Here is an 11,608-nt window from a genome sequence, read left to right as displayed (position 1 = left end):
ATGAAAAAGACAATTCTCACGATTGTCGGTTCGGCGTTGATAATCTTCTCTGCCGTGCAATTGGCGTCCGCCAACGAACAAAATCACCGCACCGTTCGCCATCGCACTTCAGCCGAATTCCGCAACAGCAACGCTTTCGTCGCGCCGGCGTATGAGGCCGCGCCGGAATCCTACCGCTATAGCGGTGGCTATTCGGCGCCGGCAGGGCACTAAGGCCTGCTCCAAGTTCGTGTTGCACTGCGAGACCGGCTCCGCGAAAGGGCCGGTCTCGCAGATTTCAGCGATCCAAGGGTGACTTTACCGCAACGATTGTGTCGCTGTGGCAACAGTTTTCGAAGATTTGGCCCTGATACCGGGTCCTGCACAGCTACGCCGCTTTTTAGCCACACCCCTCCATGAGATCATCATGATCGAGATTTAAGGCCTTGGTGTTCGCCGGTGATGGCAGTGGGCCATTGACCGCCTAGAGCAAGAAGGGCTGGGGAAGCAGGTTAGCGGATGGACGCTAAGACCAACCTCAAGAAGCGGCTGCCAAGCCGCCACGTGACGGAGGGGCCGGAGAGGGCGCCACACCGGTCATACCTCTATGCCATGGGCCTGACGACCGAACAGATCCACCAGCCATTCGTTGGGGTTGCGTCGTGCTGGAACGAGGCCGCTCCCTGCAATATCGCGCTGATGCGCCAGGCACAGGCCGTCAAGAAGGGCGTCGCCTCGGCCGGCGGCACGCCGCGCGAATTCTGCACCATTACCGTGACGGATGGAATTGCGATGGGCCACGACGGCATGCGCTCGTCATTGCCGTCGCGTGAGTGCATCGCCGATTCAGTCGAGCTGACGGTTCGCGGCCACGCCTATGACGCGTTGGTCGGACTTGCCGGCTGCGACAAGTCGCTTCCGGGCATGATGATGGCGATGGTCCGGCTCAACGTGCCGTCGATCTTCATTTATGGCGGCTCGATTCTGCCCGGCAATTTCCGTGGGCAGCAGGTCACCGTGCAGGACATGTTCGAGGCGGTCGGCAAGCACTCGGTGGGTGCGATGTCCGACGAAGACCTCGACGAAATCGAGCGGGTCGCCTGTCCGTCAGCCGGTGCGTGTGGCGCGCAGTTCACCGCCAACACCATGGCGACGGTATCGGAAGCCATCGGGCTCGCGTTGCCTTATTCGGCCGGAGCGCCGGCGCCTTACGAAATTCGCGATTCCTTCTGCATGGCGGCGGGTGAGAAGGTCATGGACCTGATCGCGCAGAACATCCGGCCGCGCGACATCGTGACGCGCAAGTCGCTGGAGAACGCTGCCGCTGTCGTCGCCGCCTCGGGAGGCTCGACCAATGCCGCGCTGCATTTGCCGGCGATCGCCAACGAGTGCGGCATCAAGTTCGATCTGTTCGACGTCGCCGAGATTTTTAAGAAAACCCCATATGTCGCAGATTTGAAGCCGGGTGGCCGTTATGTCGCCAAAGACATGTTCGAGGCTGGCGGCATACCAATTCTGATGAAGACGCTGCTCGACAATGGCTACCTGCACGGTGACTGCCTGACAGTCACGGGACGGACCATTGCCGAAAATCTCAAGAGCGTGAAGTGGAACCCGCACCAAGACGTGGTGCGTCCCGCCGATAAGCCGATCACCGTCACGGGCGGTGTGGTCGGGTTGAAGGGTAATCTCGCGCCGGAGGGCGCGATCGTGAAGGTTGCGGGCATGTCGAACCTGAAGTTCTCAGGCCCGGCTCGCTGTTTCGATCGCGAAGAGGACGCCTTCGAGGCGGTCCAAAAAAAGACCTACAAGGAAGGCGAGGTCATCGTCATCCGGTACGAGGGGCCGCGCGGCGGTCCCGGGATGCGCGAAATGCTTGCGACGACGGCAGCGCTGACGGGCCAGGGAATGGGTGGCAAGATCGCCCTGATCACCGACGGCCGGTTCTCGGGCGCCACCCGCGGCTTCTGCATCGGCCATGTCGGGCCGGAAGCCGCCGTGGGCGGCCCGATCGCCCTGTTGCGCGATGGTGACATCATCGAGATCGATGCCATTGTCGGAACTCTTAACGTAAAATTGACTGACGCCGAACTTGCCCAGCGCAAGACCGAATGGAGGGCTCGCGCGACTAACCATACGTCGGGTGCCTTGTGGAAGTACGCGCAGCAGGTGGGACCGGCGGTAACGGGGGCGGTTACCCATCCCGGCGCGGCGCACGAGAAGTTGTGTTATGCGGACATTTGAGCGCACCATATTTGCTCTGATCTTGGGGGCCACGTCCGTGGCAACGCCCGGATTCGCCTTCGACGGCGCCCCGGTCAATCAGGATTCGATTCCCGTGGTCACGGCGCAGCCGGGTACCGCCTCCAGCCTGAAGAAGGCCGTTCCGCCCGCGCCCGATGCCTCGCTCACCTCGCTGCAATATGCCGCCGAGGGCGGCCATCCGATCGCCCAGTGGCGGCTCGGGCGGATGTATGCCGATGGCGACGGCGTGGCGCAGGACGACCTGCGGGCATTCGAATATTTCAGCCGCATCGCCAACCAGCATGCGGAAGACAGTCCGTCGGCGCCGCAGGCCGCGATCGTGGCCAATGCGTTCGTTGCGCTTGGCCGCTACTACCTCAACGGCATTCCGAACTCGAAGATCAAGGCCGACACCGAGCGCGCCCGCGAGATGTTCTCCTATGCGGCGTCCTATTTCGGCAATGCCGATGCACAATACGATCTGGCGCGGCTCTACCTGAAGAGCGCCGGCTCGTCGCGTGACGATTTCCGTTATGGCGCCCGCTGGCTCGGGCTTGCCGCCCAGAAGGGCCAGCATCAGGCCCAGGCCTTGCTTGGCCAGATGCTGTTCAACGGCGATCAATTGCCACGGCAGGCCGCGCGCGGATTGATGTGGCTGACGCTGGCGCGCGACAGCGCCACCCCGGACGAGATCTGGATCCGCGACAGCTACAACAAGGCGATCGCGAAAGCCTCCGAAGAAGACCGTGCGATGGCGCTCCAGATGCTCGAGCACTGGGTGCAGGGTCGCAGGGACTAACGGGGTCGCATTCCGCTTCCCCATCGATGGGGAAAAGCGCGATGATCATCCGGGATGCGATAGCAGATAATGCTGCCGAGGCGTGCGAGGTGATCCGTGCCTCGATCACCGAGCTTTGCATCGCCGACCACCGCCACGATCCCGACATTGTCGCGCGCTGGCTTGCCAGCAAGACGCCGGCGAATGTTGCGGCGCGGGCAGCGAGCGACCGCAGTTCGTTGCTCGTCGCTGTCGAGAACGATGCCGTTCTGGCGGTTGGCGGCGTCAAGGATGACGGCGAGATCACGCTGAACGATGTCGCGCCCAAAGCGCGGTTTCGCGGCGTCAGTGCCGCGCTTCTGAAATCGCTCGAGGCGAGGGCGGTCGAGCGCGGCGCCCGCGAGATCACCTTGCTCAGCACCGAGACCGCGCACCGTTTTTATCTGTCGCGCGGCTATCGCGATCTCGGGCCATCGCCGGGAAAGTTCGGAGCGGCTGTGTCTTACCCGATGAGGAAGATGCTCGGGCCGGAAGCGCGCTGACGCCGAACCCTAGGCAGCCTCCAGATCGAGATCGATCCAGACCGGTACGTGATCGGACGGCTTTTCCCAGGCGCGGACGTAACTGTCGATGCCAACGTCAACCAGGCGATCGCTCGCCTGCGGCGACAGCAGCAGGTGATCGATGCGCAGGCCCAGGTTCTTCTGCCAGGCGCCGGCTTGATAATCCCAGAACGTATATTGGCCGGGCGCATCGGTGACGGCGCGCAACGCATCCGTCAGCCCAAGTCCGAGCAGCGACTGGAAGCTCTCGCGCGTCTCCGTGCGAAACAGCGCATCGTCGACCCAGCCGGCCGGATTGGAGACATCGCCGGCCTTGGGGATCACATTGAAGTCGCCGGCGAGAACGAGCGGCTCTTCTGCTTTAAGTCGCTGCTTCGCGTACTCAACAAGCCGCGACATCCATTTGAGTTTATATGGGTATTTGTCGGTGTTGGCCGGGTTGCCATTGGGCAAATAAAGGCAGGCAATCCGCGCCACGCCCTGCTTGAGGGTGACGACGCCCTCGACAAAGCGCGCATGCGCATCCTCGTCGTCCCCGGCAAGGCCGGACTTCGTCTCGTCGAACGGAAGTTTCGATAACAGCGCAACGCCGTTGAAGGTCTTTTGCCCATGCGTGACGACATTATAGCCGAGGCTCTCGATCTCGAACCGCGGAAACGCATCGTCCGTGCATTTGATTTCCTGAAGGCAGACGATGTCGGGCGAGCACTCCTTGAGCCAGCTCATCAGATTCTCGATTCGTTGCCGAACCGAGTTGACGTTCCAGGTGGCGATGCGCATCGGTTCGACGTCTCTAGATCGAGAAGCTGGTGCCGCAGCCGCAGGAGGCGGTTGCGTTGGGATTGTTGACCCGGAACGAGGCGCCGATCAGATCGTCGACGAAGTCGACCTCCGAACCTGCCAGGAACGGCACCGAGGCCGGATCGACCAGCACCACGGCGCTGTCGCGCGAAATCACGAGATCATCGTCGGCGCGCGCCCGTTCGACGTCGAACTTGTACTGGAAGCCCGAGCAGCCGCCGCCCTCGACGCTGATCCTCAGCATGGCGCCGTCGCCCTCGTTCTTGAGAATCTCTCCAATGCGGCGGGCGGCCCGTTCGCTGATGGTGACGGCTGTGGTCATCGTGAAGCTCCGATCGCATGCAAGAGACCCAATTATCTGGTATCCCGCGTACCCATAATTAGGTGCGCTGGACGGCGGAATCAAACCGTCAGGAGATGGATATCCCGTGTCAGTTGGAATGGCTGCCCCTCGCTCGGTCTATGCCTGCGACCCCGATCGCAGCCGCGGCCGGCAGTTTCTGGAGCCGCCGAGCCGGACCCGGAGCCCGTTCCGGCGCGATTGCGACCGCGTGATTCATTCCACGGCCTTCCGCCGCCTGAAGCATAAAACGCAGGTTTTTGTCTTTCACGAAGGCGATCACTACCGCACGCGGCTGACCCACTCGCTGGAAGTCGCCCAGATCGCCCGCGCGCTGGCCCGGCAACTCGGGCTCGATGAGGACCTCACCGAGACGCTGGCGCTGGCGCATGACCTCGGTCATCCGCCGTTCGGGCATGCCGGCGAACGGGCGCTCGATGCCTGCCTGCGGGCCCACGGCGGCTTCGATCATAATGCCCAGACGCTACGGGTGCTCACCTCGCTCGAGCATCGCTATCCAGAATTCGACGGGCTCAATCTGACCTGGGAATCGCTGGAAGGCATCGTCAAGCACAACGGCCCGCTGATAACGCGCGACGGCAGCCCGATGGAGCGCTATCGCGAGCATGGCGTGCCGGTCGGCATCGCGCAGTTCGTCGCAGTGTACGATCTCGAAATCCAGAGTTTTGCCTCACTGGAGGCTCAGGTGGCGGCGATCGCCGACGATATCGCCTACGACGCGCACGACATCGACGACGGCTTGCGGGCCGGCCTGTTTCACGTCGATGATCTCAAGGAGATCCCCCTCATCGCAGCGATGATCGCCGAAATCGACGCGCAGTATCCGCGCCTCGATGAGAACCGCCGCGGCGCCGAACTGGTCCGCGAGCTGATTTCGCATCTGATCGGCGCGGTTATGTCGGAAGCGTACCGGCGTCTGCAGCGGGCCAAGCCATCCTCGGTCGACGAGGTCCGCCACCAGAGCGAGGCGCTGATCGCGTTTCCGGACCAGACGCGGGATGCGGAAGCTGCGATCAAGGCGTTTCTGAAAGCGAGGATGTACAGGCACGAATGGGTCATGCGGGTGATGCGGGACGCCGAGCAGCTCGTGTCGGACCTGTTTGCCCGCTATCTGCGCGATCCGGCCGCGTTGCCCGCCGAATGGCTGCCGCCCGAAAGCTGGTCCGAGGACGAGGCCGGGCGGGCGCGGCGGATCGGCAACTTCATCGCCGGAATGACCGACCGCTTTGCCCTGACGGAGCATCAGCGGCTTTTTGACACGACCCCGGATTTACGTTAGGCGGCGGCCATGGCCGAACCATCTCAGACGCAACATCTTTTCGCCCAGGTGCTGGCGCGCGTGCATGCCGTTTGCGCAGCCGAACTCGGGACCGGCGCGGACCTGTCGCGTGTCGTCGTCGAACCGCCGAAAGACCCGTCCCATGGCGACATGGCAACCAACGCGGCCATGGTGCTCGCCAAGGAGGCGAAGGCCAAACCGCGCGATCTCGCCGACAAGATCGCCAATCGACTGCGGGCCGAGGATATCGTCGCTTCCGTCGATGTCGCCGGCCCCGGCTTCATCAATCTCACCTTGAAGATCAGCGTCTGGACCGAAGGCCTGCGTGCGATCCTTCGGGCCGGTGACGCGTACGGGAAAAGTGCGATCGGCGCAGCCGAGAAGGTCAACGTCGAATATGTTTCGGCCAATCCGACCGGACCAATGCATGTCGGCCACTGCCGGGGCGCGGTTTTCGGCGATGCGCTCGCGAGCCTGCTTCAGCTTGCGGGATACGAGGTGACCCGCGAGTACTATATCAACGATGCCGGCGCGCAGGTCGACGTGCTCGCGCGCTCGGCCTTTCTGCGCTACCGCGAGGCGCTCGGCGAATCCATCGGCGAAATTCCGGAAGGGCTCTATCCCGGCGATTACCTGAAGCCCGTTGGTGAGGCGTTGGCCGCCGAGCATGGCAAGGCGCTGCTGGCGATGAGCGAAGCCGAGTGGCTGCCGCTGGTTCGCGCCAAAGCCATCGACATGATGATGGATGCAATCAAGGGCGATCTTTCGGCGCTGAACATTGCGCATGACGTGTTCTTCTCGGAGCGATCGTTGATTTCAAGCGGCAGCGACCGCGTCGGCGCGACAATCGATTTCCTGCGCGCCAAGGGTGATGTCTATGAGGGGCGTCTGCCGCCGCCGAAGGGCGCGCCGGTTGACGATTACGAAGATCGCGAGCAGACGCTGTTTCGCGCCACCCATTTTGGCGACGACGTCGACCGGCCGCTGCTCAAGTCCGACGGCAGCTACACCTATTTCGCGTCCGATATCGCCTATCACAAGAACAAGTTAGACCGCGGCTTTCACAACCTGGTCGACGTCTGGGGCGCCGATCACGGCGGCTACATCAAGCGCGTCGAGGCGGCAATCAAGGCGGTGACGGATGGCAAGGCGGCGCTGGACGTCAAGATCGTCCAGCTCGTCAAGCTCTTGCGCAACGGCGAACCGGTGAAAATGTCGAAGCGTTCCGGCGACTTCGTCACCTTGCGCGAGGTGGTGGATGAAGTCGGCAAGGATGCCGTTCGTTTCATGATGCTCTACCGCAAGAACGACGCCGTGCTCGATTTCGACCTTGCCAAGGTAATCGAGCAGTCGCGCGATAACCCGGTGTTCTACGTGCAGTACGGCCACGCCCGCGGACACTCGATCTTCCGCACCGCACGCGAGGAGGTATTGCATGATCTTCCCGCGGAGGAGGGGGCGCGGCTGTCCTACCTCGGCGCGGCACCGGTCGACCGGCTGACGGATCCGGCGGAACTAAGCCTGTTGCGGAAACTGGCGGTCTACCCAAGAACGGTGGAGGCGGCCGCGGTCGCACATGAGCCCCACCGAATCGCTTTTTACCTGTATGATTTGGCCAGCGAATTCCACGCGCTATGGACGAAGGGGCGCGATTTGCCCTATTTACGCTTTATTATCAAAGATGATGCCGAGATGACGAAGGCCCGGCTAGCGATGGTACAGGGCGTTGTCACGGTTTTGGCATCCGGCCTCGGGGTACTCGGCGTCGGTGCGCCAAACGAGATGCGCTGACCGAAGTGCCACTCCCTGAGGGCTTGGGGAATTTGTGGGTGGCAGCCGGCGGGGGCCGGTTCGTTGGACAAGCGGGTTGGCGATTTTCCCTCGAGGGGACACATCATCGCGATGGCTGATCGATATCAGGACAGGGCTTATTCTGCCGGCGGCAATTATGATCGTGACGGACGGGCGCGAGCGTCGGACGATGCCGAAAGCGATCCTCTGGCCGAGCTTGCGCGTCTGATTGGCCAGACCGATCCGTTCGCCAAACCGATGAGCCGCGCCAATCTGCAGGTGCAGCCGCCGGTGAGGTCCGTCGATCCGGATCCCGCTTACGACAACTACGCGGACGATCCAGAGCCGTATGAGGCGCCGCCTCCTGCCCCGCCATCCTGGATGCAGCGCTCTGCCGTCAGGCACGATGCGCCGCCGCCACCGCCGCCCCAGGATGAATATCCGAGCGAAGATGCGTATCCGAGCGAGGTGCATCCGCTGCACCGCTACGCCGCCCAGCATCCTGCGGCCGAACCGGATTACGAGGCCGAGCATCTGTTCGCCGATACGCATCAGCAGCAGCCGGACCCGTCGCGCTATGACGATGCGCTGTTCGGCGGTTTCGAGTCGGACCCACACAACGCGCAGCACGATCACGGCTACGCCGACAACGCCTACGCGTACGAAGACGATCAGCAGTTTGAGCCGATCGAACCGCCGCGCAAGCGCGGCGGCATGATCACCGTGTTTGCGGTGCTGGCGCTTGCGGTATTCGGTGTCGGCGGCGCCTTTGCCTATCGCACCTACACCGGCTCCGCGCGCACCGGCGAACCTCCGATCATTCGCGCCGATGCGGGGCCGATCAAGGTCATTCCTGCTCCGGCGGATGGTGCAATGAAGGTGCCGGACCGTATGACGCCAAGCGACGGCACGGAAAAAATGGTCTCCAGGGAGGAGACGCCGATCGATCCCAGCACCCGGTCCGGGCCTCGCGTCGTCTTCCCGCCGCTGACCCCGGGAGGTACGGCGCCGCTGCCGACCAGCGTGGTGCCGCCGAGCGTTTCCCCGCCCGGTGGGGCGAACGGCACCTTCTCGAATAATGATCCACGCAAGATCAAAACCTTCTCGGTGCGCGGCGATCAAGGCGACGCGGGAGCGCCTGCAGGCGCTGCGCCACCGGCTAGCCCGGCTGCCGCACCAGCCAAGCCCGCAGCTGCGGCCCGCGCGCCGGCTCCGAACGCCCGCACCACCTCCAATCCCGCATCCGCCAATGCCAACGCGCCATTGTCGCTCGCGCCGCAGTCTGACGCGCCGGCGGAGCCGCCCGTTCGGATGGCAAATACCAATCCGACGCAAGTTGCCCCGGCTGCGCCCGCGCCGAGCGCGAGCGGTGGCGGCAATTTCCTCGTGCAGGTCTCCTCGCAGCGGAGCGAAGCCGATGCGCAGGCCTCGTTCCGGGCGTTGCAAAGCAAATATCCAGGCGTCTTGGGCTCGCAGTCGGTGGTCGTCAAACGCGTCGATCTCGGCGAGAAGGGCGTCTACTACCGGGCCTTCGCCGGGCCTTTCAGCTCGGCCGACCAGGCGACGCAGCTCTGCAGCAGCCTGAAGTCCGCGGGCGGGCCGCAGTGCCTCATCCAAAGGAATTAACGGGCCACCGCGTCCCGTCTTGTTGACCCCTGCCGGGTCAGAGGGCTAATCGGCCTTCATGCAAGCCAAGGCATCGATCAAGGCATTCATCACCGGCATATCGGGAACCGCGCTGAACGCCGACGAGCGGGCGTTCATCGCCCGTGAGCGGCCGTGGGGTTTCATTCTGTTCAAGCGGAACATCGACACGCCCGGGCAGGTCGGTTCGCTGATCGATGATTTGAAGGCGTGCGCCGGCCGCGCGGATACGCCGGTCCTGATCGACCAGGAAGGCGGTCGGGTACAGCGGCTCGGACCACCGCACTGGCCGGCCTATCCGCCGGGCGCGCTATTCGGAAAGCTCTACGATGGCGCAGTGGCGGAGGGGCTCAAGGCAGCACGCCTGAGCGCCCGGCTGATTGCGGAGGATCTCAGGGAACTCGGGATTACCGTCGACTGCCTGCCCTTGGCCGACGTTCCGGTCGCTGGTGCTGATGCCGTGATCGGAAACCGGGCCTACGGAACCGAGCCGGCAAAGGTGGCTGCGATCGCACGGGCCGTCACCGAAGGCTTGGAGCAAGGTGGTATTTTACCGGTGCTCAAGCACATTCCCGGCCATGGCCGAGCCACCGCCGACAGCCATTTGCGGCTTCCGACGGTCGATACCCCTGCCGGCGACCTCGAAACGACGGATTTTGCGGCTTTTCGACCGCTCGCCGATCTGCCGATGGCGATGACCGCACATGTTGTGTTTAGCGCCCTCGACCCGGTCCATCCGGCGACGACTTCTGCGACAATCATCGAACGAGTGATTCGCGGCGTGATCGGGTTCCAAGGTTTGTTGATGAGTGATGACGTGTCGATGAATGCACTCTCCGGGTCGATTGCGGAGAGGACGAGGGCGATCTTCTCGGCCGGCTGCGACATGGTCCTGCACTGCAACGGTAATCTTGATGAAATGCGCGAGGTTGCCGCCGAGACGCCGGAATTGTCAGGGATAGCGCTTGCGCGGGCCGAACGCGCGCTGGCATCGCGGGGCGCGCCGCAACCATTCGACAGGGCCGCGGCACGGGCCGAACTGGACGCGATGATGATGAGAGCAGGGACGTCGGGCGCATGACCGCGGAAATTCTCTCGTTCGAAACCGGCCGCCCGGCCGAGATCGCCGATGGCGAGCCCGCGCTCGTCGTCGACGTCGAGGGCTATGAGGGTCCGCTCGATCTGTTGCTGGCGCTGGCGCGGCAGCAGAAAGTCGACCTCGCCAAGATTTCGATCCTCGCCCTTGCAGATCAGTATCTGCATTTCATCGAGGAAGCGCGAAAGATCAGGCTGGAGCTTGCTGCTGACTATCTGGTGATGGCGGCCTGGCTTGCATTCCTGAAATCGCGGCTGCTGCTGCCGGAGCCGCCAACGGCGGAAGGCCCCAGCGCCGAAGAGATGGCGACCGCGCTTGCCAACCGGCTGCGCCGCCTGGAAGCCATCCGCGAAGCCTCAAACCGGCTGATGAACCGGCCGCAGCTGCAACGCGATATTTTCCCGCGCGGTTTTCCGGAAGCCATCGCGGAAATCCGCCATCCCAAATACACCGCGACCTTGTACGACCTGCTGGCAGCCTACGCTGTGCAGCGTCAGCAGAACGTACTGGCGTCGGTGCATCTTGCCCGGCGCACGGTGTGGTCGCTGGCCGAGGCGAGGGCCTCGCTGGAGCGGCTAGTCGGCCTCGCCGAAGAGTGGAGCCGGCTCGACGAATATCTCATCCATTACGTCGTCGACCCCTCGCAAAAGGCGACCGTGTTTGCGTCGAGCTTTGCGGCGGCCCTCGAACTCGTCAGGGAAGGCCAGGTCGAGCTGCATCAGCAGGAGGCGTTTGCTCCGCTGTTTTTCAGAAAGCGGCCGCCGCAGCCGGCGCCCGATACGTTGGCAGCGCCCGGCGCTGGTGAGTAAGTGGAAGAAGGAGAGTGTGCCATGGCAAGCCTGGCGGAAAAGCGCATGGCCGAGACCGAAGAGCAGGCCGATAACAATCCGCAAGCGCGGCCCGAGGAGCTGCGACTGCTGGAGGCGCTGCTGTTTGCGTCCACCGAGCCGCTCGATCAGGCAACTCTTGCCAAGCGGATGCCTGACGGTGTCGATATCAAGGTCGCGCTGGCGCAGTTGCAAGCCGATTATGCCTCGCGCGGCGTCAATCTGGTCCGCATCGCCAACAAGTG

Annotated in this window: 12 protein-coding genes; 10 read left to right on the top strand and 2 right to left on the bottom strand. The window is 63.5% G+C overall.

The window, feature by feature from the left end; all coding sequences use genetic code 11:
- The 4 genes from VFL62_RS24960 to VFL62_RS24945 all read left to right on the top strand — a co-directional run.
- On the top strand, nucleotides 1–213 hold a 213-nt coding region (locus tag VFL62_RS24960; protein WP_325175062.1), incomplete at its 5' end, for a hypothetical protein.
- A 285-nt stretch (nucleotides 214–498) separates the two neighbouring features.
- A complete protein-coding gene (gene ilvD, locus VFL62_RS24955; RefSeq protein ID WP_325175061.1) occupies nucleotides 499–2,223 on the top strand; it encodes a dihydroxy-acid dehydratase in 1,725 nt (574 codons plus the stop codon).
- On the top strand, nucleotides 2,210–3,022 hold the full coding sequence (locus VFL62_RS24950; RefSeq protein ID WP_325175060.1) for a tetratricopeptide repeat protein: 813 nt from the start codon (nucleotides 2,210–2,212) through the stop codon (nucleotides 3,020–3,022). Before ilvD ends, VFL62_RS24950 begins: the two co-directional genes overlap by 14 nt.
- 41 nt (nucleotides 3,023–3,063) lie before the next feature.
- Nucleotides 3,064–3,543, top strand: a complete 480-nt coding sequence (locus tag VFL62_RS24945) for a GNAT family N-acetyltransferase (protein ID WP_325175059.1) — start codon at nucleotides 3,064–3,066, stop codon at nucleotides 3,541–3,543.
- 9 nt (nucleotides 3,544–3,552) lie between these two features.
- Here the strand turns inward: VFL62_RS24945 and xth are convergent, their stop codons facing one another.
- Entirely contained in the window at nucleotides 3,553–4,344 is a 792-nt protein-coding gene (gene xth / locus VFL62_RS24940) for an exodeoxyribonuclease III (RefSeq protein ID WP_325175058.1), read from the bottom strand.
- Nucleotides 4,345–4,357: 13 nt separating this feature from the next.
- Nucleotides 4,358–4,687 (bottom strand): iron-sulfur cluster insertion protein ErpA, encoded by a 330-nt coding sequence (erpA, locus tag VFL62_RS24935; protein WP_325175057.1) that lies wholly within the window; start codon nucleotides 4,685–4,687, stop codon nucleotides 4,358–4,360.
- A 106-nt stretch (nucleotides 4,688–4,793) separates the two neighbouring features.
- Here erpA and VFL62_RS24930 point away from each other — a divergent pair, with 106 nt between their 5' ends.
- From VFL62_RS24930 to VFL62_RS24905, 6 genes are all read left to right on the top strand, one after another.
- The gene (locus VFL62_RS24930; protein WP_325175056.1) at nucleotides 4,794–6,005 is read left to right on the top strand and encodes a deoxyguanosinetriphosphate triphosphohydrolase; all 1,212 of its coding nucleotides are present in this window, start codon (nucleotides 4,794–4,796) and stop codon (nucleotides 6,003–6,005) included.
- Nucleotides 6,006–6,014: 9 nt separating this feature from the next.
- Nucleotides 6,015–7,796, top strand: a complete 1,782-nt coding sequence (argS, locus tag VFL62_RS24925; protein ID WP_325175055.1) for an arginine--tRNA ligase — start codon at nucleotides 6,015–6,017, stop codon at nucleotides 7,794–7,796.
- Between the two features lie 111 nt (nucleotides 7,797–7,907).
- Nucleotides 7,908–9,422, top strand: coding sequence for an SPOR domain-containing protein (locus tag VFL62_RS24920; protein WP_325175054.1), 1,515 nt, complete (start codon nucleotides 7,908–7,910; stop codon nucleotides 9,420–9,422).
- Between the two features lie 58 nt (nucleotides 9,423–9,480).
- Nucleotides 9,481–10,521: a beta-N-acetylhexosaminidase gene (gene nagZ, locus VFL62_RS24915; RefSeq protein ID WP_325175053.1), complete on the top strand. Its 1,041-nt coding sequence runs from the start codon at nucleotides 9,481–9,483 to the stop codon at nucleotides 10,519–10,521.
- Nucleotides 10,518–11,345 (top strand): ScpA family protein, encoded by an 828-nt coding sequence (locus tag VFL62_RS24910; protein ID WP_325175052.1) that lies wholly within the window; start codon nucleotides 10,518–10,520, stop codon nucleotides 11,343–11,345. Before nagZ ends, VFL62_RS24910 begins: the two co-directional genes overlap by 4 nt.
- A gap of 21 nt (nucleotides 11,346–11,366) precedes the next feature.
- On the top strand, nucleotides 11,367–11,608 hold a 242-nt coding region (locus tag VFL62_RS24905; RefSeq protein ID WP_325175051.1), incomplete at its 3' end, for an SMC-Scp complex subunit ScpB.

The organism is Bradyrhizobium sp. (genome assembly GCF_035701725.1).
Taxonomy (GTDB): Bacteria; Pseudomonadota; Alphaproteobacteria; order Rhizobiales; family Xanthobacteraceae; genus Bradyrhizobium.
This window is presented reverse-complemented; position numbering and strand designations above follow the sequence as displayed.

Excerpts from the sequence above, each read along its gene's own strand:
- ilvD (WP_325175061.1), top strand. The coding sequence starts at position 499 with ATGGACGCTAAGACCAACCTCAAGAAGCGGCTGCCAAGCCGCCACGTG.
- VFL62_RS24950 (WP_325175060.1), top strand. The coding sequence starts at position 2,210 with ATGCGGACATTTGAGCGCACCATATTTGCTCTGATCTTGGGGGCCACG.
- VFL62_RS24945 (WP_325175059.1), top strand. The coding sequence starts at position 3,064 with ATGATCATCCGGGATGCGATAGCAGATAATGCTGCCGAGGCGTGCGAG.
- xth (WP_325175058.1), bottom strand. The coding sequence starts at position 4,344 with ATGCGCATCGCCACCTGGAACGTCAACTCGGTTCGGCAACGAATCGAG.
- erpA (WP_325175057.1), bottom strand. The coding sequence starts at position 4,687 with ATGACCACAGCCGTCACCATCAGCGAACGGGCCGCCCGCCGCATTGGA.
- argS (WP_325175055.1), top strand. The coding sequence starts at position 6,015 with ATGGCCGAACCATCTCAGACGCAACATCTTTTCGCCCAGGTGCTGGCG.
- VFL62_RS24920 (WP_325175054.1), top strand. The coding sequence starts at position 7,908 with ATGGCTGATCGATATCAGGACAGGGCTTATTCTGCCGGCGGCAATTAT.
- nagZ (WP_325175053.1), top strand. The coding sequence starts at position 9,481 with ATGCAAGCCAAGGCATCGATCAAGGCATTCATCACCGGCATATCGGGA.
- VFL62_RS24910 (WP_325175052.1), top strand. The coding sequence starts at position 10,518 with ATGACCGCGGAAATTCTCTCGTTCGAAACCGGCCGCCCGGCCGAGATC.